The 25,682-nt window shown below is 56.1% G+C and carries 25 protein-coding genes and 1 tRNA gene; 11 read left to right on the top strand and 15 right to left on the bottom strand.

Annotated elements, in window-relative coordinates; all coding sequences use genetic code 11:
- Window positions 1-302 precede the first annotated feature (302 nt).
- From msrQ to AC2FIT_RS21190, 5 genes are all read right to left on the bottom strand, one after another.
- Window positions 303-917, bottom strand: a complete 615-nt coding sequence (gene msrQ / locus AC2FIT_RS21210) for a protein-methionine-sulfoxide reductase heme-binding subunit MsrQ (protein WP_496832222.1) — start codon at window positions 915-917, stop codon at window positions 303-305.
- Window positions 918-921: 4 nt separating this feature from the next.
- Window positions 922-1,824, bottom strand: a complete 903-nt coding sequence (msrP, locus tag AC2FIT_RS21205; protein WP_496832220.1) for a protein-methionine-sulfoxide reductase catalytic subunit MsrP — start codon at window positions 1,822-1,824, stop codon at window positions 922-924.
- A 299-nt stretch (window positions 1,825-2,123) separates the two neighbouring features.
- A complete protein-coding gene (gene dgt / locus AC2FIT_RS21200) occupies window positions 2,124-3,470 on the bottom strand; it encodes a dGTP triphosphohydrolase (protein ID WP_496832218.1) in 1,347 nt (448 codons plus the stop codon).
- A 91-nt stretch (window positions 3,471-3,561) separates the two neighbouring features.
- Window positions 3,562-6,180, bottom strand: coding sequence for an ATP-dependent chaperone ClpB (gene clpB, locus AC2FIT_RS21195; protein ID WP_496832216.1), 2,619 nt, complete (start codon window positions 6,178-6,180; stop codon window positions 3,562-3,564).
- 127 nt (window positions 6,181-6,307) lie between these two features.
- Entirely contained in the window at window positions 6,308-6,625 is a 318-nt protein-coding gene (locus tag AC2FIT_RS21190) for a hypothetical protein (protein WP_496832214.1), read from the bottom strand.
- A gap of 143 nt (window positions 6,626-6,768) precedes the next feature.
- Here AC2FIT_RS21190 and pyrF point away from each other — a divergent pair, with 143 nt between their 5' ends.
- Entirely contained in the window at window positions 6,769-7,473 is a 705-nt protein-coding gene (gene pyrF, locus AC2FIT_RS21185; protein WP_496832213.1) for an orotidine-5'-phosphate decarboxylase, read from the top strand.
- A 357-nt stretch (window positions 7,474-7,830) separates the two neighbouring features.
- Window positions 7,831-9,084, top strand: coding sequence for a DNA polymerase IV (locus AC2FIT_RS21180; RefSeq protein ID WP_496832211.1), 1,254 nt, complete (start codon window positions 7,831-7,833; stop codon window positions 9,082-9,084).
- A 2-nt stretch (window positions 9,085-9,086) separates the two neighbouring features.
- On the opposite strand, the gene AC2FIT_RS21175 is transcribed toward AC2FIT_RS21180, so the two are convergent.
- A complete protein-coding gene (locus AC2FIT_RS21175) occupies window positions 9,087-9,947 on the bottom strand; it encodes an N-formylglutamate amidohydrolase (protein WP_496832209.1) in 861 nt (286 codons plus the stop codon).
- 148 nt (window positions 9,948-10,095) lie between these two features.
- On the opposite strand from AC2FIT_RS21175, the gene AC2FIT_RS21170 reads away from it, so the two are divergent.
- The 5 genes from AC2FIT_RS21170 (at window position 10,096) to AC2FIT_RS21150 (ending at window position 12,871) form a co-directional block, all read left to right on the top strand.
- A tRNA-Val gene (locus tag AC2FIT_RS21170) sits at window positions 10,096-10,170 on the top strand.
- A 90-nt stretch (window positions 10,171-10,260) separates the two neighbouring features.
- Window positions 10,261-10,386, top strand: coding sequence for a type B 50S ribosomal protein L36 (ykgO, locus tag AC2FIT_RS21165; RefSeq protein ID WP_068338904.1), 126 nt, complete (start codon window positions 10,261-10,263; stop codon window positions 10,384-10,386).
- 278 nt (window positions 10,387-10,664) lie between these two features.
- Window positions 10,665-11,681, top strand: a complete 1,017-nt coding sequence (locus AC2FIT_RS21160) for a Fe(3+) ABC transporter substrate-binding protein (RefSeq protein WP_496832228.1) — start codon at window positions 10,665-10,667, stop codon at window positions 11,679-11,681.
- Window positions 11,682-11,801: 120 nt separating this feature from the next.
- Window positions 11,802-12,356 (top strand): helix-turn-helix domain-containing protein, encoded by a 555-nt coding sequence (locus AC2FIT_RS21155; RefSeq protein ID WP_496832226.1) that lies wholly within the window; start codon window positions 11,802-11,804, stop codon window positions 12,354-12,356.
- Entirely contained in the window at window positions 12,353-12,871 is a 519-nt protein-coding gene (locus AC2FIT_RS21150) for a GNAT family N-acetyltransferase (RefSeq protein WP_496832207.1), read from the top strand. Before AC2FIT_RS21155 ends, AC2FIT_RS21150 begins: the two co-directional genes overlap by 4 nt.
- Window positions 12,872-13,219: 348 nt before the next feature.
- On the opposite strand, the gene AC2FIT_RS21145 is transcribed toward AC2FIT_RS21150, so the two are convergent.
- Both AC2FIT_RS21145 and AC2FIT_RS21140 read right to left on the bottom strand, forming a co-directional pair.
- Window positions 13,220-13,495, bottom strand: coding sequence for a TauD/TfdA dioxygenase family protein (locus tag AC2FIT_RS21145; protein WP_496832205.1), 276 nt, complete (start codon window positions 13,493-13,495; stop codon window positions 13,220-13,222).
- Entirely contained in the window at window positions 13,492-14,040 is a 549-nt protein-coding gene (locus AC2FIT_RS21140; RefSeq protein WP_496832204.1) for a TauD/TfdA dioxygenase family protein, read from the bottom strand. Before AC2FIT_RS21140 ends, AC2FIT_RS21145 begins: the two co-directional genes overlap by 4 nt.
- A 468-nt stretch (window positions 14,041-14,508) precedes the next feature.
- Here AC2FIT_RS21140 and AC2FIT_RS21135 point away from each other — a divergent pair, with 468 nt between their 5' ends.
- The 4 genes from AC2FIT_RS21135 (at window position 14,509) to AC2FIT_RS21120 (ending at window position 18,239) form a co-directional block, all read left to right on the top strand.
- A complete protein-coding gene (locus AC2FIT_RS21135; RefSeq protein ID WP_496832203.1) occupies window positions 14,509-15,111 on the top strand; it encodes a HupE/UreJ family protein in 603 nt (200 codons plus the stop codon).
- A 2-nt stretch (window positions 15,112-15,113) separates the two neighbouring features.
- Window positions 15,114-15,725 carry a HupE/UreJ family protein gene (locus AC2FIT_RS21130; RefSeq protein ID WP_496832201.1) on the top strand — a complete coding sequence of 204 codons (612 nt, stop codon included), beginning with the start codon at window positions 15,114-15,116 and terminating at the stop codon, window positions 15,723-15,725.
- Between the two features lie 820 nt (window positions 15,726-16,545).
- A complete protein-coding gene (locus tag AC2FIT_RS21125) occupies window positions 16,546-17,295 on the top strand; it encodes an MBL fold metallo-hydrolase (protein ID WP_496832200.1) in 750 nt (249 codons plus the stop codon).
- Complete coding sequence (locus AC2FIT_RS21120) at window positions 17,295-18,239, top strand: MBL fold metallo-hydrolase (RefSeq protein ID WP_496832198.1); 945 nt, start codon at window positions 17,295-17,297, stop codon at window positions 18,237-18,239. Before AC2FIT_RS21125 ends, AC2FIT_RS21120 begins: the two co-directional genes overlap by 1 nt.
- 1 nt (window position 18,240) lies before the next feature.
- Here the strand turns inward: AC2FIT_RS21120 and AC2FIT_RS21115 are convergent, their stop codons facing one another.
- The 7 genes from AC2FIT_RS21115 to soxC form a co-directional block, all read right to left on the bottom strand.
- Window positions 18,241-19,299, bottom strand: a complete 1,059-nt coding sequence (locus tag AC2FIT_RS21115) for a YeeE/YedE family protein (RefSeq protein WP_496832197.1) — start codon at window positions 19,297-19,299, stop codon at window positions 18,241-18,243.
- A 58-nt stretch (window positions 19,300-19,357) separates the two neighbouring features.
- The gene (gene hemA, locus AC2FIT_RS21110; RefSeq protein WP_496832195.1) at window positions 19,358-20,581 is read right to left on the bottom strand and encodes a 5-aminolevulinate synthase; all 1,224 of its coding nucleotides are present in this window, start codon (window positions 20,579-20,581) and stop codon (window positions 19,358-19,360) included.
- Between the two features lies 1 nt (window position 20,582).
- A complete protein-coding gene (locus AC2FIT_RS21105) occupies window positions 20,583-21,017 on the bottom strand; it encodes a DUF302 domain-containing protein (protein ID WP_496832193.1) in 435 nt (144 codons plus the stop codon).
- A gap of 80 nt (window positions 21,018-21,097) precedes the next feature.
- Complete coding sequence (locus tag AC2FIT_RS21100; RefSeq protein WP_496832191.1) at window positions 21,098-22,360, bottom strand: FCSD flavin-binding domain-containing protein; 1,263 nt, start codon at window positions 22,358-22,360, stop codon at window positions 21,098-21,100.
- A gap of 24 nt (window positions 22,361-22,384) precedes the next feature.
- The gene (locus AC2FIT_RS21095) at window positions 22,385-23,092 is read right to left on the bottom strand and encodes a c-type cytochrome (RefSeq protein WP_496832189.1); all 708 of its coding nucleotides are present in this window, start codon (window positions 23,090-23,092) and stop codon (window positions 22,385-22,387) included.
- A 2-nt stretch (window positions 23,093-23,094) separates the two neighbouring features.
- A complete protein-coding gene (locus tag AC2FIT_RS21090; protein ID WP_496832187.1) occupies window positions 23,095-24,420 on the bottom strand; it encodes a c-type cytochrome in 1,326 nt (441 codons plus the stop codon).
- Entirely contained in the window at window positions 24,404-25,666 is a 1,263-nt protein-coding gene (gene soxC, locus AC2FIT_RS21085; protein ID WP_496832186.1) for a sulfite dehydrogenase, read from the bottom strand. The genes AC2FIT_RS21090 and soxC overlap by 17 nt, the downstream gene beginning before the upstream one ends.
- Between the last annotated feature and the right edge of the window lie 16 nt (window positions 25,667-25,682).

Below are 25,682 nucleotides of genomic sequence, written 5' to 3'. Positions count from 1 at the left end.
AACCCACAACCAAAGATGCCCCCAGTCTCTCCCGAGCGTCCCACCGTCTCTCCGATGCGTCACCGCCGTCTCCAGCGCCCCAGCAACCGCCTCAGCAGCGCCGGTGAAGGGGGTTCTAAGTATTACTCACCCCCACCGCAAGCAGAAAATACGAGTTTCAGGGAAAAAATCGCCGTTTAGTGTTTTTCTTATTATAAACAGATACTTAATCAAATTATTCCCACACACGCTTTTAAGCACATGCAGTGTGAAACGCCAAGTTCCAGCATTTAAACAGAGTTACCCACAGATTCAGTTTTGGTTCAGGCGGAATCGGCCCGGCGCAAACGAGTCAGAAGCCGGGGAAACGGCACACGAAGAAGCAAAAGCCCGACTATGAGAAATAGATAGGCCAACGGCTCGACCTGAAATCCCTTGGCCAGCATGACGTAATGAAGCCCACCCAGAATAGCCGCCGGGAATACAAGACGTTGCAGACTGCGCCAGCGTGGGCCCAGCTTGCGAACGGACAGGTTGTTCGATGTCACCACCAACGGGATCATCAACACAAAGGCGACCATGCCAACCGTAATATAGGGGCGTTTCACGATATCGGCCCAAATCTGGCTGGGCACCTGAACATCCAGCACCAACCAGACCAGAAGATGCAGGCTGACATAGGCAAAGGTCAGAACACCAAGGGCGCGACGAAATTTGAGCAGGTTCAGCCCAATGAACCGGCGCAGAGGCGAAATCGCCATAACGGCGATCAAGAGCTGGAGCGCTAACTCTCCGTATCGATGTTCCAGCGCTTCAATCGGATCTACGCCCAGGCCGCCGGTCAGGCCCTGATAGAAAAGCCAGGGCGCCGGAAGCGCCCCAAGCAAATAGACGACCCAGACAGGAAGCTGACGCAATGTCTGATTCACGCGCTGCATAGGTTCAATAGAACTTCGTCAGGTCCATACCCTCGTACAGTCCTGCGACTTCTTTCTCGTAGCCGTTAAACATCAGCGTCGGAACACGCTTGGCGAATAGGCCACCGCCGATCTGACGTTCAGACGCCTGAGACCAGCGCGGGTGATCCACATTCGGGTTCACATTGCTATAAAAGCCGTACTCGCGCGGGTTTGCCATATTCCAACTTGTCGGAGGTTCAACATCCGTGACTGTAATCCGCACGATCGATTTGATCGACTTAAATCCGTACTTCCACGGAACGACCAAACGCAGCGGTGCGCCGTTCTGGTTGGGAATCGGGCGGCCGTATATGCCGGTGGCGATCATTGTCAGGGGATGCATCGCCTCGTTCAGGCGCAGACCTTCGCGGTAAGGCCAGTCCAGAACCGGATAGCGCACTCCGGGCATCTCATCTGGAACCAGGGCAGTTTCGAAGGCCACGTATTTGGCGCCTTCCTGAACACCCGCCATGTTCAGCAGGTCGGCCAGTTCGAACCCGTTCCACGGAATCACCATTGACCACGCCTCGACGCATCGGAAACGGTATATGCGTTCTTCGACCGTCATCTCGGACATGATGTCTTTGAAGTCATAGTCGCCGGGATTGTCGACCAGACCGTCAATCTTGACGCTCCACGGCTCAGTGGTCAGCGCATGCGCGTATTTGACTGGATCATCCTTTCCGGTGCCAAACTCGTAGTAGTTATTGTACGAGATGATCTCTTCCCAGGCGTTGGGCTCCAACGCCTCTTGCGCCGAGGCACCTTGTGCCAAATGAGCCAGCCCGACACCCGCCAGCCCCGCCATGACCTGACGCCGGTTCAGGAACGCCGCCCGTGGGGTAACGTCTGCATGTGTCAATGTGTTGGTCCAGCGATGCGCCATGTGTGTCTCCGTCGTCAAGCTTGCTATTGTACGAGATAGTCCGCTGATACCACAGCACCAAGAAAACAGGCGTAACGATTCAGAGACGAGATTGTAACGCTCGCGTATTTCCAAGCGTTATTCAGGTTGGGTAAACGGCTTAGCGCATCGCGCACAGGTCAAGCAGATGAACACAGTCGGGGGACTATTTCGGCCTGCAGCAGCGCAGCATTCGCTGCTGGGTCAACAGCCGGGCTTTGAGCAAAAACTGGTGCAGTCTCGTCAGCTGAATCGACATTTGAACCAGCTCCCAAAGTGCCTCAGCCAGACAGCATGTCCGAAATCTGCACCGCGTATCTGTCAGTCATGCCCGAAACAAAGTCGGTCAGGGAATGCAAGGCGGTATACGCATCAACGACGTCGCGCAGATCCAATTTGACAGCATTTATAAGTTGCCGCTCGTAGTCCGGCAGTTCATCCTGCTGCCAATTGCGTCGGGCAAGCTCCTCATATACCGGGCACAGGCCATCCAGTACCTTTCGGATCACGTTGCGCCCTTTGACTTCAAGCCGGGTCTTGCGCGGTGCCTTGAAAAGGTGCTCTCGCGCCAGTTTCTCAATCTTGGCAAAGTCTTTGGCGCGGCTAGACACACCGATAAGCGAATCCGAGAAGCTACCATCCAGAATCGCGTCGTGGTTCGCCTTGAAGGCATCAACGCAGGCTATGATAGCGGCGCCTATGGCACGGGCGCGCAAATAGCTGATTTCTTCGAACTTGCTATAGCCGCCCTGATTGCTGCTTGGGCTATTGGCGAAGGCGGACAAAAGACCCTGAACTTCTTCAAAAGACAGCTCGCCCGCCGAATACCCATCCTCCAGATCGACGATGTTATAGCAGATGTCGTCGGCTGCCTCGACCAGATAGACCAGCGGGTGCCGCCGCCACCAGCTTTGGCCGTCAAGGCCCTGCGCCTCGGGCAATCCCATCGCCTGAGCTGCTTGCGTGAAATACGCTCGCTCAGTTTCAAAGAACCCGAATTTCTTGGCCCCAACATAGGGTTGAGCCAGCTTGTCCTTGAATCGTTTCGAGGTCTCGGCCCCCATCGGGTATTTCATGAATGCCCCCAGAACCGCATTGGGCATGCGCATACCCCCTTGGTTCCGGTACATCTCCAGCCGGGTCAGAATGCGAAAGCCCTGCGCGTTGCCCTCGAAGGCCTCGAACTCGTGCCAGCGATCCCCCGCGATTCCCTTAAAGGCGGGTGAACCTCCGCGGAGTTTATCTGAACACCATTTGCCGATCGCCTCTTCGCCGGAATGCCCGAAAGGCGGATTTCCGACGTCATGCGCCAGACAGGCCGCCTGCACGACGCCCGCCACTTTATGGGCATCCTCGGGAGCAATGAACTTTTCATCGGCCAACCAAACACCGACCTGCATCCCAATGGACCGGCCAACACTTGCCACTTCTTCGGAATGGATCAGGCGATGGCGCAGATGGTCATTGTCATAAAGCGGATGAACCTGCGTCTTGTTCGCCAATCGGCGGAACGGGGCCGAAAAGGTGATCCTGTCTGCGGCAATGACATATGATGGGCGCTCGGCCTGTTCCTGTTTGTTGTCGTAGGTATCCGTATTCAACAACTGCGCCCAATTCATTTTCGCCATGCAGAAGAATTCCTTTCCAACAATTTCAGAGGGTTCGTGACAGAAAAACCCGCCCTGGGAAAGGGCGGGCTTCACGTTCGTTTAAGAGCGCCTAGTGCACCACGGCATCATCCGGTCGCGGGCGTTCCGATGTACCCAGCCGGTCGCCGATGATCAATCCGTCGGCCCCGGCACTGACCGGGACAGTCTCACCATCCTTGATCTCGCCAGTCAGCAGCGCCTCCGCCAGCGGGTTCTGCAAGGCACGCTGGATCACACGTTTCAACGGACGCGCGCCAAACACCGGATCATAGCCTTCGTTCGCCAACCATTCCTTTGCGCTAACATCCAGGGCCAGTTCGATCTTGCGGGCCGCCAGACGTTTTTGCAGTCGTGCCATCTGGATATCGACGATGCCATCCATATCGGCCCGCTTGAGCCGGTCAAAGATGATGGTCTCGTCCAGACGGTTCAGAAACTCTGGCCGGAAATGCGCCCGAACCGCGTCCATCACATCCCGCCGCGCCTGCGCACTGTCCGCACCTTCGGGCAACTGGCTGAGCGCCTGAGAGCCAAGATTCGACGTCAGGATGATCAACGTCTGCTTGAAGTCCACGGTGCGGCCCTGACCGTCGGTCAGAACACCATCGTCGAGAACCTGCAACAGCACGTTGAACACATCCGGGTGCGCCTTTTCGACCTCGTCAAACAGCACGACCTGATAAGGCCTGCGCCGCACGGCTTCGGTCAAAACACCGCCTTCGTCATAACCGACATAGCCCGGAGGGGCACCGATCAGACGGGCGACCGCGTGTTTCTCCATGAACTCTGACATATCGATGCGGACCATCGCGTTGTCGTCGTCGAACAGGAAATTCGCCACGGCTTTGGTCAGTTCGGTTTTACCCACGCCGGTGGGTCCAAGGAACAGGAACGAACCCAGCGGGCGGTTCTCATCGTTCAGACCTGCCCGCGCACGGCGCACAGCATTGGCCACGGCAGTCACCGCCGCATCCTGACCAATCACGCGGGAATGCAGATCATCTTCCATCCGCAGCAGCTTCTCACGCTCACCTTCCAGCATCTTCGAGGTCGGGATACCGGTCCAGCGTTCGACAACGGACGCAATCTGTTCTGGACGCACCGTTTCCTCGGCCATCATGGCGTTGCTTTCGGCGTTCTCAGCCTCGGTCAGCTTTTTCTCTAGCTCGGGGATGACGCCATAAGACAGCTCACCTGCCTTGGCGAGGTTGCCTTCCCGCTTGGCGATCTCCAGATCGGCCCGCGCTTTGTCGAGCTGTTCCTTCAAATCACGCGCACCGGCCAGCTTGTCTCGTTCGGCCTGCCACTGGGCAGTCATCTCAGCGGATTTCTCCTGCAGTTCGGCCAGATCCTTTTGCAGGCTTTCCAGTCGATCCTTGGAAGCCGCGTCGTCCTCAAGCTTCAGCGCCTCTTCCTCGATCTGCATCTGCAGGATCTGGCGATCAAGCTGATCAAGCTCTTCTGGTTTGGAGTCCACCTCCATCCGCAGACGCGACGCCGCTTCATCGACAAGGTCGATCGCTTTGTCCGGCAGGAACCGGTCGGTGATATAGCGGTGCGAGAGTGTCGCAGCCGAGACCAGCGCCGAGTCCGAGATGCGCACACCGTGGTGCAGCTCATACTTTTCCTTGATGCCGCGCAGGATGCTGATCGTGTCCTCGACCGTCGGTTCCTGCACCATGACGGGCTGAAACCGGCGCGCCAGAGCCGCGTCTTTTTCGACGTATTTGCGGTACTCGTCCAGCGTGGTCGCGCCGATACAATGCAGCTCACCTCGGGCAAGCGCAGGCTTGATCAGGTTAGCGGCATCCATCGCGCCGTCGGATTTACCAGCCCCGACCAGCGTGTGCATCTCGTCGATGAACAGGATGATCTCACCGGCGGCCTCGGTCACCTCGGTCAGAACCGCCTTAAGGCGCTCTTCGAACTCACCGCGGTATTTAGCGCCAGCAATCAGCGCACCCATGTCGAGCGCGAGCAGCTTCTTGTCCTTCAGCGATTCCGGCACGTCACCGTTAATGATGCGCAGGGCCATACCCTCGGCAATCGCGGTTTTACCGACGCCGGGTTCACCGATCAGAACCGGGTTGTTCTTGGTGCGGCGGGACAAAACCTGCATCGAGCGGCGGATTTCCTCATCGCGCCCGATGATCGGGTCGATCTTGCCCTCGGCCGCAGCCTCGGTCAGGTCGCGCGCATATTTCTTGAGCGCATCATAGCCTTCTTCCGCAGACGCGCTATCCGCAGTGCGCCCTTTGCGGATATCGTTGATCGCTTCGTTCAGTTTCTGGGCGGATACGGCACCGGCTTCCAACGCCTCTTTGGCTTTGGACTTCACCATGCACAGCGCCATCAGCACGCGCTCCACCGGCACGAAACTGTCGCCCGCCTTAGTGGCTATCTTGGCGGCTTCGTCCAGTACCTTCGCTGTCTGGCCGTCCATGTAGATTTGGCCGGAGTCACCGCTGACCTTCGGGATCTTGCCCATTGCGGCATCCAACGATTCAACCACACGGGTGGGTGCGCCGCCAGCGCGCGTGATCAGGTTGCTGGCCAGCCCCTGATCGTCATCCATCAATGCTTTGAGTATATGTGTGGGCTCCAGCCTCTGGTGCCCCTCGCGCAGAGCAATCGTCTGCGCGGCCTGCACGAATCCCCGTGCCCGCTCGGTGAACTTGTTCAAGTCCATGGTATTCTCCTTTTCCAAGCGCCCTAGGTGTGACGCGCCCGCTTGGCAGCACGCGTCGGTCTGGGCCTCACACTCAATCTGGGAAATGTCCTCGGAGGTTCAAGAGGCCAGAAGTCAGAAATCGCCTCTATTCGCGCTGGATCGTATAGACAGTATAGCCTCCGGTATCTGCCACCTGAACTGCACCGAGATCGGCCACCAGCGACTGGGCCGCCGCACTGCCAGTCGGACACGAAACCAGGTCAGCAGTATGGTCCAGGAAATTGCCCGTGAACGCAGTTTCACCCGTGAGCTGACACCAGTCATCTTCGGACCTATAGCCTCCAACCAAACGCAAATCGTCATTTGTCGGTGCCGGTGCGACCCCGGATTCCGGTGTTTCGGGCAGAGTTTCCTCACATGCAGCCAACGCAACCAACGTGCCCAGCAAAACCAGCTTTTTCATTTTCTGTCCCTAACTCCGAATTCAAGTGATCAATACGGGGCATGGTAGCACAAAATGAAACCTTCTGCGTCCGGCTTCGAAGATGGACAGCGGGCGCGGAACCCGATAGGACGCAGGCGTTTGCCAAAAAAGGAGCCTGCTCGATGTCCGATGACCGCCTGATCGTTGCCCTAGATGTTCCGAACGCCCTGCAGGGGTTGGCCATGGCTGAACGATTGGGGGATACCGTGTCCTTCTACAAAATCGGGCTGGGAATGCTGACCGGCGGTGGATTGGCCCTAGCGAATGAACTCAAGCAGGACTACGGCAAGCGCATCTTTTTGGACATGAAACTGTTCGATATCGGCAATACGGTAGAGAATGCGGTGCGCGGGTTGGCGCAGTTCGATCTGGATTTTTTGACCGTTCACGGTGATCCCCACGTGGTGCGCGCCGCGAAAGAGGGCGCTTCGGGCAAGGATTTGAAGATTCTGGCCGTCACCATCCTTACCTCGCTAAATCGCGACGACCTGGATACCTGCCTGATGAAAGAAGGCGACGTGCAAGAGTTGGTGGTTGAACGGGCGGCCCGCGCGTTTGAGTCCGGTGCCGATGGCGTCATCGCCAGCCCCCACGAAGCCGCCCTGATCCGCGCCCTGCCCCAAGCCGAAGGCCGTCTGATCGTGACGCCCGGTGTGCGCCCGGCGGGTGCCGCACTTGGGGATCAGAAACGCGTTGCAACGCCAGCCAGTGCAATTGGCGATGGCGCCGACCACATCGTTGTCGGGCGTCCGATCTATCAGGCAGAGAATCCAAAGGCCGCGGCAGAGGCGGTTCTTGCTGAGTTAAATTCCTTGACACGGCACTGAAGCGCCCGACACAATCGGCGGGATTCCGCGCTGAATCACACTGCAACCAGTTGACCTTGCGTCACTTTTCGATGGGCTGACCTTAAATCGTCCCTGTGCCCCAAAACACACAGGCAAAGCACGAGTTTTCGAAGTGTGACCTACGCGCTATCGAAACCTGCGTTTTTTAGCGATTCTGGACAGGTAATACTCCCCGCGGACCGTTTCTTCCTGTGGTCCGTTACCTCCCCCCGCCACTTCGCGGGGGGTCTTCTTCCAGGCACAGACTACGATATTAGCGCGCCAACTCTTTGCGCATCCGTGGCGGTTGGTATAAGAAAACCGCTGACGGGATCGCACGGAAGGCGGGAAAACTACATGCCCGGTCTCTGCCGAGAATGCTTGACCACATTGACGGATGAACGGCGCTGCCCTGCTTGCGGCAGCCCGCGCGTCCAGATGCACCCCGAGCTTTTCGACTTGTCCATCGCGCATATGGATTGCGATGCGTTTTATGCCTCGGTCGAGAAACGCGACAATCCGGAGCTGGCTGACAAACCCGTAATAATCGGTGGCGGCCGCCGCGGCGTGGTTTCCACCGCCTGCTACGTTGCGCGCATCCGTGGGGTACGGTCGGCCATGCCAATGTTCAAAGCCCTCCAGCTTTGCCCAGATGCAGTGGTTATCAAGCCGCGCATGTCTGTCTATGCCGAGGTCTCGCACGAGATTCGCAAAATGATGGACGAGCTGACCCCGGTCGTTGAGCCCCTGTCGCTGGACGAAGCTTTCATGGACCTGTCCGGCACCCAACGCCTGCACGATGCCCCGCCTGCCGTGATGCTGGCGCGACTGGTAAAGCGGATGAAAGATGAACTGGGCGTGACCGGCTCGGTTGGGTTGTCACATAACAAGTTCCTGGCCAAGGTCGCCTCGGACCTCGACAAGCCGCGCGGGTTTTCGGTGATCGGCAAGGCCGAAACCGCCGAGTTTCTGCATGACAAGCCCGTTCGACTGATCTGGGGTATCGGCCCCGCTGCGCAGGCGTCTCTTGATCGCGCGGGTATCCGAAGCTTTTCCGATCTGCTGCGCTGGGACCAGGAGGCGCTGACAATGCGGTTCGGCTCTATGGGCTACCGTCTGTGGCACTTGGCGCGCGGGCAGGACAAGAGGCGCGTCTCGGCCCATGAGCCAATGAAATCCATCAGCAACGAGACAACTTTTTTCGAGGATACGGCCAGCCTCGACATTCTGGACGGTCATCTTTGGCGCATGGCTGAAAAGGTTGCCGATCGCGCCAAGGCCAAAGGATTGGCTGGCAGGGTCGTCACGTTGAAGCTAAAGAGATCAAACCACAAGATCATCACAAGACGTGTCTCATTGCATGACCCCACGCAGATCGCAGACCGTCTGTATCGCACCGCCCGCGGGTTATTTGATCAGGTCGGGGATCAAGGGCCATATCGCCTATTAGGGGTTGGCCTGTCAGACCTGTGTCCCGAGTCGCAGGCCGACATCTCCGGCGATTTGCTGGACCCTGCAGCGACCCAGCGGTCGCAGGCTGAACGCGCAACGGACGAGATCCGGCGCCGATTTGGCAGCGATGCAATTGTAAAAGGCCGGGCCCTGCGCTGAGTCTACTCGGCCGCCAAACGCAGCGATTCATTTCCAATGCTGGCGATATCCCGAATGATATCGCGCAGTGTTTCCTGAAATGCTGCGAAGTTCTTATTCGGTTCTATTTTGACTTCATCCATGTACAGCGCCCGATCAACTTCGATCTGAACCGCATGCTGATGGCGGGCGGGGCGGCCGTAGGTCTGGGTGACATAGGCCCCGGCAAAGGGCGCGTTGCGTGCGACATTCAAACCGGCGGCGACGCAGGCTGCTTCGATTCTGTCCACAACCTCGGCTGAGGCCGACGCGCCGAACCGATCTCCTAAAACCACATCAGGGCGGCTGGTTTTTGAACTGCCGACGATCGCAACAGCTTCATGCGGCATCGAGTGGCAATCAACCAGAATCGCCTGCCCAAATGCGTCATGGGATTCCTTCAGCAAGGATTTGACGCGCGCATGATAGGGTCGCCAACAGGTATCGATGCGCAGACGCGCCTCATCCATGGTCAGTTTCCCGCGATAAATCGCGCGCCCATTCGCCACGACGCGCGGAATCACCCCAAGGCCCGAGGCGACGCGCGGGTTATGTCCAGAGCGGCGCGCACCTTGTATCAATGCCGGGTCCAACTCATCCGCATTGCGGTTCAGGTCCAGGTACGCGCGCGGCATTACGGCCGATATCATCGGCGCGCCAAACAAGGTCGCTGCAGAAAACAACTGGTCTACAAAGGCATCTTCCGACGACCGAATCATGCTTTCGTTCAAAACCGTCCGCTTCAAGAGCGATTGGGGGTAGTTTCGACCACTGTGAGGAGACGAAAAAACAACGCAAGATGTGCGGCTGGTCGGCATATCCAGTACATAGGGGATGTTCTGCATGGTGACTCCTTGTTCAGTTCGAACATAGACCGGAAAATAGTTCTGCCAAACCCCTTGAACCCCTTGGCGAGTCCTTTTATAGACCCCGCTACCGGCGCGGGTCTCTGCGCCCCATTTCGTTTTGGGGCAGGGTAACGCAAAGGTTCGTGGGCGGTTAGCTCAGCGGTAGAGCACTTCGTTGACATCGAAGGGGTCACAAGTTCGATCCTTGTACCGCCCACCATCGTTTCACTGTTCCGGGTATCCGGGGCACCCGCTAACCCAGGCGCTGGCCACGTCTTTGATGAAGGCGCCGCAGATTGGAGACAGACCCATGAAGGTCAGGAACTCGCTCCGCTCGCTCAAGAACCGGCACCGTGATTGCCGGGTTGTGCGTCGCAAAGGCCGCGTCTACGTGATCAACAAGACGCAGCGCAAGTTCAAAGCACGTCAAGGCTGAGACTTACGCACAATTGTAATAAAGGAACCGCACCCTTGGGTGCGGTTTTTTTTGTGCGCACAGTATGCCTGACGTTTTCATCGCTGCTGCACCGGCAAGCCGCCGCCCCCAGCTGACGTGACAAAAAGGACGTGCAGATCATTGGAATCTTGGCATCTGAAGACGACAATCATTTTTCCAAGTTTTTTTGTCGGATTTACTTGCATTCGCAGAAAAATCGTATCATTGACTGTTTCACTCAGGAATTAATGCAACGATTCACAATGTTGAGAGATATGATGCTGAAACCCTCTACCTGCGCTGCCGCCGCTCTGTTGGCGCTGATGTCAACCACTGTCGCCGCCGAGGGAGAATTGAACCTGTATTCCTCGCGCCACTACGATACCGACGAACGCCTCTATAGCGACTTTGAAGAGGCGACCGGGATCACCATCAACCGTATCGAAGGCAAAGCCGATGAGCTGATCGCACGGATGGAAGCTGAGGGCGCGAACTCACCTGCTGATGTTCTGCTGACCGTGGACACCTCACGCTTGGAACGCGCCAAAAACGCGGGCATTTTGCAACCAGTAGAAAGCGCAGTTCTGGAAGAGCGTATCCCCGCCAACCTGCAAGACGGCGACAATCAATGGTTCGGTTTTTCCCAACGTGGCCGTATCATTTTTTACGATAAGGAAAATCTGACCAATCCGCCCGCCACCTATGCCGATTTGGCACAGCCCGATTATGAAGGCCTGGTGTGCATCCGGTCTTCGACAAATACCTACAACCAGACCCTGCTGGCATCCATCATCACCCATGACGGTCCTGAGGCCGCCAAAGCCTGGGCCGAAGGTATTGTCGCCAACATGGCGCGTGAACCGCAGGGCGGCGACACCGATCAGCTGCGTGGTTTGGTGTCAGGCGAATGTGACATCGCCGTGTCGAACACATATTACTTTGCGCGGGCCATCCGCAAAGACGTCAAAGGCGTGTCTTCGGACATCGACTCGATCGGCTGGGTGTTCCCCAATCAGAACAGCACCGGCGCACATATGAACCTATCGGGTGCCGGTGTTGCCGCAAATGCACCAAACAAGGAGAACGCGATCCTGTTCCTGGAATACCTGGCCAGTGACTCGGCCCAGCAGTATTTCTCGGCCGGCAATGATGAGTTCCCGGCGGTCGATGGCGTAGAGCTTGCAGACTCGGTCAAAGCACTGGGTGACTTCAACGCGGATGAGGTAAGCCTGTCCGACGTTGCCAAGAATCTGCCCGAAGCGCAGAAAATCTTTAATGAGGCTGGCTGGAAGTAAGACCACTCTCAACCCGAGACGTTGGAAGGGCGCAAAGGTTTCTCTGCGCCCTTTCTTATTGATATTCTATTATTTATTAGTTATTTTCTCTATTATGATAATTTTTCCCGTATGTGAATGATGCTGGATGACCTCTCGAACCGCCTCGCCAAACGCCTTGGTGAATTGCGCCAAGGCCACGGGTTGTCCCTTGATCAGATGGCAGACCAAAGCGGGATCAGTCGCGCGACGCTATCTCGTTTAGAGAAGGGAAGTGTCAGTCCAACGGCCGAAACTCTGGGTAGACTTTGCGCCGCCTATGGCCTGCCGATGTCTCGGCTTCTTATGATGGTCGAAGACAGTTTCGATCCACGTGTCCCGTTCGAGCGACAGCCCGAATGGAGAGACCCGGAAACGGGATTCACCCGCCGCTCGGTATCCCCGCCCGCCAACGGTCTCAGCGCAGAGGTCGTTGAGGGCCATTTGCCACCGGGTACCGTTATCTCGTACGACGCGCCGCCAAAACCGGGGCAGGAGCATCACTTGATCATGTTGGATGGCGCTTTAACGCTGACCGTGGATGGAATAGCGCACGAACTGAATGGCGGGGATTGCCTGCGTTATCATCTTTCGGGTCCAACCCGATTTGAAACATCGCTTGAGCGTGGGGCTCGATATTTGTTGGTACTGATATGATTTCGCGTCTCGACGTAGAGGGCTTTGACGCGGCAGTGAGTGACCTCGCCGATATCCTGCACGCCTGTGTGCAGGATGGGGCAAGTGTTGGATTTATCTTGCCCTTTACGCTGGATCAGTCACACGCATATTGGCAGACCAAAGTACGCCCGAATCTGGACAACGGCGCGCTGGATATTTTTGCGGCCCATGACAAAGGACGCGTTATGGGTACGGTGCAGCTCATCCCGGCGGCGATGCCGAACCAGCCGCATCGCGCCGATGTTGCCAAGCTACTGGTTCATCCACATGCCAGACGCCAAGGGTTGGGACGAACCCTGATGGCCGCGCTTGAGGATCGTGCCGTCGCTCTGGGTCGCACTCTGTTGGTTCTGGATACACGCAGTTCAGATCCATCACGCCTATTGTATCAGAGCCTAGGTTTTCAGATCGCCGGAGAGATACCGAATTTTTGCCGCAACCCGTTCGAAGACCGGCTGGAATCGACAACCTATATGTACAAACACCTCTGCTGATCTGCGGCACTGTGCGCATTGGCTGCTGTAGAGAAATACCATTTGCCCAGCGGCTTACACTGCCGCCTGCAATCACTTTCTTTTTAAGCGAGAAGAGCCGTCGACTATCAATAGGCAATCTCATGATGTTCGCGTCTACGGCGGTAAAGGACTGCAACTGGTTGAAACCAGCCTACCAATTGCCGCACCGGCTTCGGAAAAACGAAAGCTTGTTTGTTGGTAACGTCCTTGGGTAAAAAAAATGCGAAGTGCGTTTATCTGGTAAACTCTGCAAAACGGCTGGCAGCGGGATTCTTACTGTGCGCACGGGCTTTTTTTCACACGGTCGCGGTCAATGGCAGGTGGCTGCTAGGTCAAGGCTACGCCTTCCACCGTAACCCTGTGCATCAGACGGCGGAAACCGTGATAATCGTTGATCGCCTTGTGCCAAGTGGCCCGGTTGTCCCACATGGTAATATCACCTTCCCGCCAACGAACACGGCACTGGAACTCGGGCTGTTTGCAATGCTCATAGAGCATCGCGAGGATGGCGGCAGACTCCTCCGCGCTGAGCTCTTCGACATGGGTCGTAAAAACAGGGTTCACGAATAGCCCACGGTGCCCGCTGAGCGGATGCGTAATCACAACGGGGTGGCGCGCTCCTGGGTGGCCTTTTCCGCATTTCCCAGCTTTCCGCTCTTGGCGGCTTCGCTATTCTGCGCGGCAGCACCGAAGACATGGCGGGAAGAATGCAGGGCAGTAAGCCCATCAAGGAACCGACGCATAGAATCTGACAGGGCCTCGTAAGCCGCCCTCATAGACACGAACAACGTATCTCCGCCATAAGGCGGCATCTCAATGGCATGCAGGATCGAACCCATGGCCGGAACCTGATCATAGGAATGATCAGTATGCCAGCCTTCGCCCACCGCTTCTTTCTGATCCTTTTCCTTTAAGACCGTCGCGATTTCGGGGTAGCCGTCGACCGGCTTGAAAAAGCGGTTCACGTCGATCGGCCCAAAGCGGCGGGCAAAGTTCAAGTGGTTCTTGGGGCTGGCGCTTTGCCCTCTGAGGATAATGACAGAATGCTCAGCAAATGCTGTGTGGATCTTTTCGAACTGGCCGCTGTCTCGGATATCGGCTCCAAAGATTTCTGCCCCGAGGCGACCTGTGAGACGTCTAATATCCATTAGTTCGCTCCTTGTGCCGCTGAGGGCAAAGTAGCGGATTGTGAAAGATCGGGAAAACTGAATTAATCTAAATGGAACGCAGAATTGAGCGACGGGAACCGATGATCGGCACCCGTGGTACATAGACCGGAGATTTGTGGGGCGAGCTGATTTAAATGGCTTCAGCGTCAAGTTAGATGACCTGCAATAGGCTATCCTGCGAAGTGACCAATGGCACGTCCGGGATCAAACGTCGCCCAAGTTTTACTACCGGCAATCTGGCGTTGACTATGAAGCAGAGCGTTCCGACAGAGCCTCCACGCATGATTTAAGTCAGAATGACCCGAGCTTTGGCTTATAGGCTTTAAGTGGCATTGCGACGACCTGACCAGAACTCTTTGAGGGGCAAGAATATGCAGACGCTCGTCTTGGGTTGAGTTGCAACAAAAAGTAAAGTGACAATATCAGCCTAGGATATTTTGAGGGGTTTTGGTTTTGCTCGCCCGCATTGCGTCTGGTCTTTTTTTGTCTGCTTTGGTCTATTGTTTCACCGCATTTGCAGCTTACGCTCACTCTGGAGATGGTTATGGCGGAGGCTTCGTTGCAGGCTTCACGCATCCTATACTTGGGTGGGACCACGTGGCGGCAATGGTCGCAGTTGGTCTGTGGGGTGCCTTTCTAGGAGCGCCTGCAGTCTGGATTCTGCCTGTTGTGTTTCCGCTGGTAATGGCCTTTGGCGCGGTTGCGGGAATAATTGGGATTCCCATTCCGGCTATCGAAACGGGTATCGCTCTTTCCGCTGTGGTGCTGGGAATAATGATAGTTTTTGCCGTGAAGCCACCAATTTGGGTTTGTGCTGTGATTGTCGGGTCTTTTGCGGTGTTCCACGGCTATGCGCATGGCACCGAACTTCCCGCAACCGTTAACGCGTTCGCCTATGCAGTTGGTTTCGTCGTTTCAACCGGTTTACTGCATCTTATCGGTATTTCGTTTGGAATACTTGTTCGGTGGCCTGCTGGCAGAATTGCCGTTCGCGGTGCCGGTGGATTGATTGCATTCGCAGGACTCGTGTTCCTCACCGGCGTTGCCTGAGTATGAAAAAGCTTAGGCCGCTACTATATCTTCCCTTGTTGGTGCTCGTTGCCAATCCGGCATCAGCACATAGCCCCGTCCCCGGCATGGAAGGGTTTTACGTCGGGCTCCTCCATCCCTTTTCTACACCACCGCAGGCACTTCTACTGCTTGGACTTGCATTGGTTGCTGGTGGGTTCGAAACTGCAAGGGTGCAGTGGCTACTTGGCAGCTTTCTGGTTGCCAGCCTTGGCGGCTTGATGCTTGCCTTTGATTTTGAAGAACTCGACGCGACCATGTTCGCTTTGGCCTTTGTCGTGTGTTCGGTTGCAGCGCTTTTTCCTGGCAAACTGTTTCCGGTAGCCCTGGCATTGATCGGTGTCGGAGCCTTCTTGATAGGAGATGCATCCGTTCCAGACGAAGGCCCGCGTCAAGACAGGCTGTTCACAATGTCAGGCTCGATGGTCGGCGCGAATATGGGTATGTTATACCTTGTTGGAATTTTTCTTCTGATCAAAGAGCGTTTCACTGAGCCTTGGGTAGGAATCGCTTTTCGCGTGGCGGCCGCATGGATTGCCGCTGTCTCGCTCCTGATGCTCGCACTTGGGCTTTCCGAAATTACCCGTTCGATATAACCGGCCACCAAGACCCGAATTTGTCATCCGCACGGATTGACGATTTACCATTTTTTGTTGCGGTGGAGGGGAGCAGCACGAGAGATGCGACAAAGGTCAGGATGCAGGGCGGGCTGGCGAATCGGGCCAAGGCGGCGGGCGAGGTCGCGCAACGACAGGATAAAACTCACAGTTAGGACTCACGGCCGTCCCCGGATGCAGTGCAGCATCTCGTGATACGATGCCTTGTCAACGCCGGGTTGTCGATGTGGTTGGGCATACCGGATCGGAGGATCTGTCATGGATATACCAAACTTGCCTGCCATTCGCGCGCTGGCTATCGCCGGAGCTATCAAAATCTAAACGGCTGGACCGTCTTCGCGGGCAATCCCCTCCTGCCTTTGACCTGATCGGTTCTATGGTGCATCGCAACCCTTCAATCCAGCCATTCGCTGCACGCGTTCGATCCCCAATTCGTCAAAAGTCGAAGTTGAGCGACAAACTCGTCATTTGTTTTCTTAGACCAAATGATCGTTGACACAGGATTGGTAAAAGGCTGATAGCAGCCCTAAGCCGAGACACTCTGTGATCCTGGCGAAAGCGGCTTTGCACCCATTGCCTTTCTTTCTTCATTTACAAATTAAAATATTCATTTTAATGATTGTATATGAATGGAAATACCTTTTCTCGACGCGCTTTCTTGTTCAACGCCGCATGTTGCACGGCGCTTGGAGCTCAATCCAAAATCGTCCGGGCGGATTTACAGCTTGGTTCTTCAGCTCGGATTACGACCTTGTCAGACGGGTACCTGTCCTTACCACCGGAGATGGTCTTCGGGTTAATGCCTCAGCAAGAACTCGACCAGCTTCTGAACCGCAATCAAGTAGACATGACCAAATACGAGCCAGAGTGCAACGTTGCGCTCTACCGCGACGATGAGAACACTGTGCTATTCGATGTTGGAGCCGGACCAGATTTCATGCCCACATCCGGCAAGCTTTTGGAAACTCTTGAAACAATCGACCTGTCGCCCGAGGATGTCACCCACGTGGTTTTCACTCATGCGCACCCGGATCACATATGGGGTGTTTTGGATGATTTCGACGACCTGCTGTTCCCCAACGCAACGCATCACATCGGTCGCAAAGAATGGGACTATTGGTGGAACCCTTCAACTGTAGAGACGATTGGCGAGGATCGCGCCGCGTTCGCAGTTGGTGCAAAGCGGCGTATGGAAGCCATTGAGGATCAGGTCACGTTCTTTGACGATGGGCAAGAGGTTCTTCCTGGCATCGCCGCCCGGGCAAGTTTTGGACACACGCCCGGGCACATGGCCTTTGAAATTCGCAATGGCAGTGACTCTGTGATGATTGTCGGCGACGCGATCGGAAATCCGCACGTGGCTTTCGAACGCCCCGATTGGTACAGCGGCACGGATCAGGATCCGCAGGCTGCCGCAACCGTGCGGAGTTCGTTACTGGATCAGACGTCGCAGGATCAAATGAAAATCATTGGCTTCCACCTGCCAAATGGAGGAGTCGGCCGGGTCGAAAAAGCTGGCTCTGCATACAGATTCATTGGAGAGACGTAATGATGCGGTCGCTGACGTTTGCCTTGGCCTTGGCTACACCAGTTTGGGCCAGTGAGGATATAGCGGACCAGTATCCGCAAAGTGTGCTGTATTCCAAACCAGTTGAATACATTCCTGGCGTCTATTCCGCCATTGGCGCAACCGCACCGCCGACCTACGAAAACTCTGGTCACAACAACAACCTCAGCTTTATCGTAACCGGTGAAGGCGTGGTGGTGATAAACGGCGGCGCTGCATTTGTTTTGGCGCAAGCGCTTCACAAGGAAATTCAGGCGATCACGGATCAGCCAGTCAAGCTTGTCTTCAACGAGAATGGTCAGGGGCACGCAATGCTTGGCAACGCGTATTGGTCAGATCTCGGAATCCCAATCATCGCACATTCGGATGCAGCTGCTGAATTCGAAGAGTACGGCCCCCAGATCCTGGAAGGGATGAAGCGATACAATCAAGACAAGGCAGAAGGAACCTTTCTGGCTGCCCCAACCGAGACATTCGACGATGAATACGTGGTTGAGATGGGCGACTTCCGGATCGAGGCTAAATACCTCGGACCTGCGCACAGTCCCGGCGATATCTCAATCTGGTTGCCGAACCAAAGCCTTGTGATCGCGGGTGACATGGCGTTTCACGAGCGCATGCTACCCATCTTTCAAGACACCTATACAGCGGATTGGCTTGAGACTTGGGACACCGAGTTTGAGGCTTTGAATGCCACATATGTCATCCCCGGACACGGTCATCCGACGAATATGGATCAGGTGCGCCGCTATACGCGCGACTACCTGATCTATCTGCGCGGCAAGATTCAAGAGCATATGGATGCAGGCGGCGATCTGGCCGAGGCTTATTATGTCGATCAATCACCCTATGCCCATCTGGATACGTTTGAAGAACTGGCAACAAAAAATGCAGGGCGCGTATTTGAGCAAATGGAATTCGAGTAACTCAGGAGTGTTGAGGAACAGGTATTCGCATCAATAACCTATGCGTCGTGATCGCCCCAACCCACATGAAGAAAACGGCAAGCCAAGCAGTCATTGACAGGGCGGACCCTCCTGAAAGCCCGGCCCCTACGGCGCAACCTCCTGCCAGCATCGCTCCGAATCCCATGAGAACAGCGCCAACCAGATAACGTTCCATCGGGGTATCCAGGCCAAACCGTTCAATCCTCCACTCCCCTGAGGTTATGGCCGACCCTGAGGCGCCAATTGCTACGCCTGGAACAAGGCCGATACCGAAGGACAGCACAACGTTTCGCTGGGTAACCAACGCCATTAGTGTATCCGTGGCCGGACCGGTAAACGTGATTGAAGACACAGGCACGACTTCAAAAGATGCTTGCGCGATGGCAAATGTGATCAACCAGCCAAGCGCCACCGCCACCCCAACCCCTGCGGCTGAGACGATCCTTGTAAGCGCAACTTTCCGGCGGGACGCAAACGCAATTGCCGAGACAAGTCCAAATGCTGCAATGGCTGTATAGGCTATTGGCGAAAACCCAAGCATTTTTGAAAGATCGCGCGGCGCGCCACCCGAGACAGTCCAGATACCGGAAAGAAACTCACGGGCGGGACTAAGTACGCCGGTGTAGGCAGCCTGAGCCACCAAGGTCAAAACCAATCCAGTCACCAAGGCACGCAGATTGCCGCAGGACGCCAGCACCAAAAGCCGAGATGCACATCCACGCGCCAGCACCATGCCAACGCCGAACATCACTCCACCAATTACCGCACCGCTTAGGCTGCCCGTTGACGCGATGGCGCGTGTCTCGGAAAAGTCCAGCCACTCAAACGAGACAAACGCCTGTACCAAGGTTAACGCTGCGGTGAAGGCGATCAGCCAAACCGCAAGGCGGGGGCCAAACTCGCCTTCGGCGACTTCGACAGTCGATGCACGCAAACAAAAGTGAGACTTCTGAGCCGTCACACCGAACAAGATACCGACAAGCACTCCGGCAAATGCCAAGGTGCCCGGGTCCCCCAACTGATCAATGAGCCTCTCCATGAACAGAAATTCTCACTTCGTAGCGTGCGCGTCCTTGTCTTCGGTCAAGTCGGCCTTGTCATTGTGCGGCGAGTGGTTTGCGCGCCAATTGGCATTGCGTCCACAACTCACCCAAGGCTGCGACCAACCGGTCCACGTCCTCAGAAGAATGTACCGGTGACGGTGTAATCCTTAGACGTTCCGTTCCCTTGGGAACCGTCGGATAGTTTATGGGCTGGATGTAAATCCCATAGTCACGTATCAGAACATCCGAGATGAAGCGACACTTGACCGGGTCGCCAACCATGACCGGGATAATATGACTTGGGTTTGGTGTATGGGGAATACCCAGATCGTCCAACTTGTCCCGAACTTCGCGCACACGCTGCTGGTGTATATGCCGCTCCGCATTACTGTGCTTGAGGTGCCGAACCGACGCCGCAGCACCAGCGGCCACGGCCGGAGGCAACGCAGTGGTAAAGATAAACCCGCTGGCAAAGGACCGGACAAAATCGACAAGCTCTTTCGACGCCGCGATGTATCCGCCGACTACGCCGAACGCTTTGCCCAATGTCCCCTCGATAACCGTCAGGCGGTCCATCAAACCTTCGCGTTCGGCGATGCCTCCACCGCGCGGACCGTAAAGCCCTACGGCGTGTACCTCATCCAGATAGGTCATCGCGCCATAACGATCTGCCAGATCACAGATCTCGGCAATGGGTGCGATGTCGCCATCCATGGAATAGACGCTTTCGAACGCAATGAGCTTAGGTGCATTGGCAGGCAGGTCAGAAAGGTGCCCTTCAAGGTCTGCCAGGTCGTTGTGTTTCCAGATTCGTTTTTGACAACGACTGTGGCGAATGCCCTCGATCATCGAGGCGTGGTTCAACTCGTCAGACAGAACCGTGATGCCCGGTATGCCGGACGCCAGAGTTCCCAAAGCGGCCCAATTCGATACATAGCCCGACGTAAACAGCAGTGCCGCGTCCTTGCGGTGCAAGTCGGCAAGTTCCTGTTCCAGCAAAACATGCGCGTGGGTGGTTCCAGAGATATTCCGTGTTCCACCCGCCCCGGCACCGCTTTTGTCAATCGCCTTGTGCATGGCTGCAAGAACATCGGGGTGCTGGCCCATACCGAGATAGTCGTTCGAGCACCAGACAGTGACTTTCTCGGGGCCGTTTTCCGCATAGCTCCGCGCAGTTGGGAACGCGCCGCGTTGTCGTTCGAGATCAGCAAAAATCCGGTAGTTTCCGTCTTCTTTCAACTGCTCCAACTGGTCACGAAAATACTGTTGGTAGTTCATTTCAGTTCCCGACGGCCTCTTCTACGATCCCGGACAACAACGCTTGGACCTTTTGCATTGGCCCGTCAGGGTAGCTTCGGTATCCCACCATCACGCCACTTTCGTCTTCGGCCACAAAAATACCGTAGGGGCAGAAGCCGATATTCATCGGATCGGCCTCCATCACCTCGCGCGAGATTTTTGCCGAGCAGAAAATAAAGATGTCAGCGGCCGCGAATATCTGCTTGTCGCTGCCGACATCAGCGCCTGTTCGATTCAGCATTTCACCAACATGGCTCACATAATCGATGACAAGCCCTTGCCCCACAATCGCGGACTCGACGGCGAACGTGGCATCATCAAAACTACCATCAAACGGGGTGGTGATGATCTCTTCCGCAAGTGCCTGACTTGCGAGAACAGCTGAAAACGCGGCCCCAGCGATAAAGTGTTTCATAGTTTTAGTCCTCCTCCTGAACCGCATTTTCTCAGATTGCTCATCGGGGTCTTTGACACCGGTCAAAGCCCCCGAATGCGTCAGCCGAACATGTCCGAGGTGATACCGGCGTACCAACCCAGCGACTCTTCGTATGTTGCTTTTCTCAGGTCGGCATCTTCGCCGGTCTGGCTGATAAAGCCGTCAACCTTGGCGATCTTTTCAGGCGTCGCCTCGTAGGTTGCGCCAACCTTTACACCATCATCCGTGTCGATAAGCGACCAGCAGGTGTTCGAAAATTTGGCCGGGAACACCTTGGACCCGGTCAGCGCACCGCGAACGGCATTTGCGCAGACTTTCGCCTGACTGTTGGCCGAAAAACCGGATTTCGGCATGTCACCCTGCTGGCTTGCGTCGCCAAGAACATAGATGTCCGGATCAGCCTTCGACGACATATCCGCAGCGTTCACCGGTGCCCAGTTGCCATCTGTCACCCCTGCCATTTCCGCAATGCGTCCGGCTTTCATCGCCGGGATCACGTTGCAGACATCGACCTTGGTCTCTTCACCATCGATGGTGACTGTCATTGCATCCGGATTCACTGATACAATGCCACCGCCAAAGTCTTCTCCGATCCAGTCGACCATACCTTCGTAATTGTTTGCCCAGCCTTCCTGGAACAACGACATTTTCGAGAATTTCGGCTTTGGATCCGCCACGATGATCTTTGCTGTCGGGTTATTTTTCCTCAGGACATGCGCCACCATCGAAATCCGCTCATACGGTCCGGGCGGGCAACGGAAAGGGTTCGGCGGAGCGACCATCGCAAAGGTGCCACCTTCGGGCATCGCCATAATCTGCGCTTTGAGAAGTTCGGTCTGGGACCCCGCCTTGTAAGCATGTGGCATCTTGTTCTGCGCTGAGACGTCCCAACCTTCAACGGCACCGTCAACGAAATCGATACCCGGGCTTAGGATCAGCTTATCATACGGAATCGACCCGCCACCGGCCAACGCCACGGTCTTTGCATCCCGATCCACCCCTGTGGCCCAGTCATGCACCACGTTGATGCCGTAATTCGCAGCAAGCGTGCCATAGCTGTGGGCGATATCCGAAAGATCCTGAAACCCACCTAGGTAAAGATTTGAGAAGAAACAGGTGTAATAGGTCCGCGACGGCTCGATCAGCGTCACGTCAACCTCACCTTTGCTGTCTTTTGCAATGTAGCGCGCGGCAGTCGCACCGCCCGCACCGCCGCCGACAACCACCACACGGGGCTTGCCTTGAGCCAGCACCATCGGAGCAGATAGCCCGGCGGCCACTACCCCGGCGGCTCCAAGAAATACTCGTCTATTGAGTGTCATGGTGTTTCCTCCCATTCGGTACTGTCACTCTGGGTTATTGAAGTAGGCGGCCAATGCCGCGATCTCGTCATTGCTCAGCCGTCCGGCGATCATTTGCATGACCGGATGTGGCCGCTGCTTGTCTTTGTAAGCGTGCATGGCGACCACGAAGTCCTCGTCAGGCCAATACACGATTGAGGGGATGCCCTCATCGCCCCCTTCGATCTGGTGGCATGTTGTACATTCGCTGCTGAGATATGCGCCGTACTCAGGATCCCCCTGAATCGCCAGGATCGCAGGGTCGACCGAGTGATCTGTGCCCCTCGCCGTTGGATCCGCTTCGGGGATGTCTTGAGGATTGTCGGAAAATCCCCGCAGATAGGCGATCACATTGGCGCGGTCTTTCGGGTCTTTCAGGCCGCGAAAACTCATCCTCGTGCCTGAGGCAAATGCACGTGGGTTTTCGATATAGGCGGACAGAGTATCAGCGTGCCATTCCAGGCCCGAGTTTCCCGCGCGTACAAGGCTCTTGGAATAGTTGAAACCTTCTAGCCCCGCAGCCTTGCGCCCAAAGACACCGTTCAGATGCGGGCCGATCTTATTCTCCGCCCCTTCACCGACCTGATGACAGCCTTTGCATTTGGCGAACACCACTTTTCCGGCTTCGGCATCGCCTAGGTCTTCGGTTGCATAGGTCGATGAGGCAGTAATAGCCACTGCCGCTGCGCATAAAACTATGTTCGACCATCGCATGATCAATTTCCGAACGACTTAAGGTAGACGATCACCGCCTCAATGTCGTCTGGTTTCTTAAGCCCCGCAAAAGACATGCGCGTGCCTTTCATGTATTCCTTGGGTTTTGCCAGGAAGGCCGCCATTTCTTCGGCGGTCCAAACAAGACCTGCCTCGGCAGCGTCTTTCATGGCGTTCGAGTATTTGAACCCTTCGACGGACCCTGCATTCGCCCCGATAACTCCGTTCAATGTCGGCCCCGTGCTGTGCTTTGCACCTTCACCGACCTGATGGCAGGCTTTGCACTTTTTAAAAACTTTCTCTCCCGCGGAAACCAGTTCTGCGGTTTCGTCGACTTCTGCCGCTTCCTGAACGGCTGGTGTTGCTACGGCCTCTTCCTCCGGCTTTGGTGCTGCGGTTGGGATGAATGACGGTCCGTCCGCCGTAAAAGCCGGCAGCTCATCCGGATTGGCGTCATTCATGACTGAGTTCGAACCACCCTCTGGCGGCGTCTCAACCAAAAAAACAGAGCGCATCGTGACGGTGGCCTCTGCCTTGCAGTTTTCCATGCAAGGCTCTTTGCGCCATTCGGAGTATTCGGTTTCAGGTCGAACATCGACGACAAAGCCGTCCATATTATACATTTCGAAATCGGCGAAATTTTCGTTGTTCAGTTCGAAATCATCATCCACCAGATCGTTGGAATAAAGGATGTAGGCGACAATTGCATAGGTCTCATCTGCGGTTAGCGTACCCGCTTCACCAAACGGCATTGAGCGCGAAATGTAGTCCCAAGCGGTCGATAAATGCGGCCAATAGGACCCTACGGTTTTGACAGGGTCTTCGTCGGCGAGCGTATCGAAACCACCGGCCAGAACAGGCCAATTGTCTACACCCTCGGCAAATTCGCCGTGGCATGACGCGCAGCGGTCGGCAAAAACCTCTTCTCCGGTCCAGACGTCGCCGGACCCAGCTGGCAAGCCGCGCCCGTCAGGCAAGACATCCACATCCCAGGCCGCGACCTCTTCCTCCAATGCAGGCCGCCCAAGCCCATAAGTGCCGTCGTGGCTAGGCGCGGGTGCGGTAAGATTCGCACCACTTGCAACCCGTTCTGCCGCCGCCGCCTGAATCTCTTCGACTTTGAACTCCAGCTCGGCTGCTCGGCTGGCTTCTGCTTGCGCATTTTCACGGGCTGCTGCTGCGTTTGCCTCGACCTGCTCAATCCGGGTTTCCAAGGTTTCTATCTGCGACTGGCCGTAGTTCCGGTTCGCAATAGCCACTGCCGCCGCAAGCACGAACGCTGTACCGCCAAATACGGGCAGGAAAACATGACTAAGAGACTTCGACATTTTCAGCGATCCCTTCTGCGCTCACGTACCAAGTCTGGATACAGTTGTTGTGATAGACCGCGTTTTCACCGCGCTTTTCGCGTAGCTGGTCTTTGGTCGGCTGCACATAGCCGGTCTCATCTATCGCCCGGGCCTGCAAAAGCATTGGTGCTCCGTCCCAGTTCGTATCGAGATAGAAACGCGTCAAAGCCTTGCTGTCGCCCTGCTTGCCAAGACGAGCCGTCTCCCAGGTGATCCCACCGTCCTTGGACACATCGACCCGCGTAATTTGCCCGTGGCCTGACCAGGCAAGCCCGGAAATGACCAAGGGTCCCGGTCCGTGTTTGATCGGCATTTGCGGGCTGGGTGAGGTGATGACGGATTTTGCATCCATTACCCAAGTCCATTTCTGGGCTGTGCCATCGGCGTAGACATCGGTGTACTTGGATGTTTCTTCGCGGCTTTCGACCGCCATGTCGACAACCTCGATGCGGCGCAGCCACTTGACCCACATGTTGCCTTCCCAACCGGGAACGACCAGGCGCACGGGATAGCCATGCTCCATCCGCAGCGCTTCACCATTTGCCTTGAAGGCCACCAGCACGTCATCCAGCGCTTTTTCCATCGGGATAGAGCGGCCATTGGATGACGCGTCCGCGCCCTCAACATAGACCCATTTGTCGGGTGAGATATCGGCCCCCGCTTCCTGCAACAGCGTACGCAGCGGAACACCGGTGTATTCCATGTTGTGAATCATGCCATGGGTGAATTGGACGCCGTTGAGTTGCGCACCCGCCCACTCCATACCGGTATTCGCCGCACACTCGCAGAAATACACATGGTTTTCGCGCGGGAACCGCTCGATATCGTCGTAAGTAAAGACAAGCGGACGATCGACCAACCCGTTGATCATCAGGCGATAGTCTTCTTTGCGCAGCTCAATCGCACCTGAATGATGACGTTCAAACGCACAGCCCTGTGGTGTGATTGTGCCATCAAGCGCGTGGATCGGCGTGAAGTTGATCGATGAAATCGGAGAGGCCGTCAGCCATTCCACATTGCGGCGAACGACATGGGATTCAAAGCTGATCGGCATGCCATATGGTGTCTCATCGACGCCGGCACCTGTATAGGATGCCCAATCCTGAAGCTCTGTTATCAGGGGGTCGGGTGTGTCTGCGGCAGCTGCACCGGCAACTGACCCTGCTGCAACCGCAGCACTGCCTTTCAGGAAGGCCCGGCGGGACGGTTTGAACGCGTCATCCATATCTCTTAGGTCTCCA

The sequence above is a fragment of the Ruegeria sp. YTSA135 genome, from assembly GCF_059610165.1.
The sequence above is the reverse complement of the archived record's forward strand: the minus strand, read 5'-3'. Positions and strand labels throughout refer to the sequence as shown.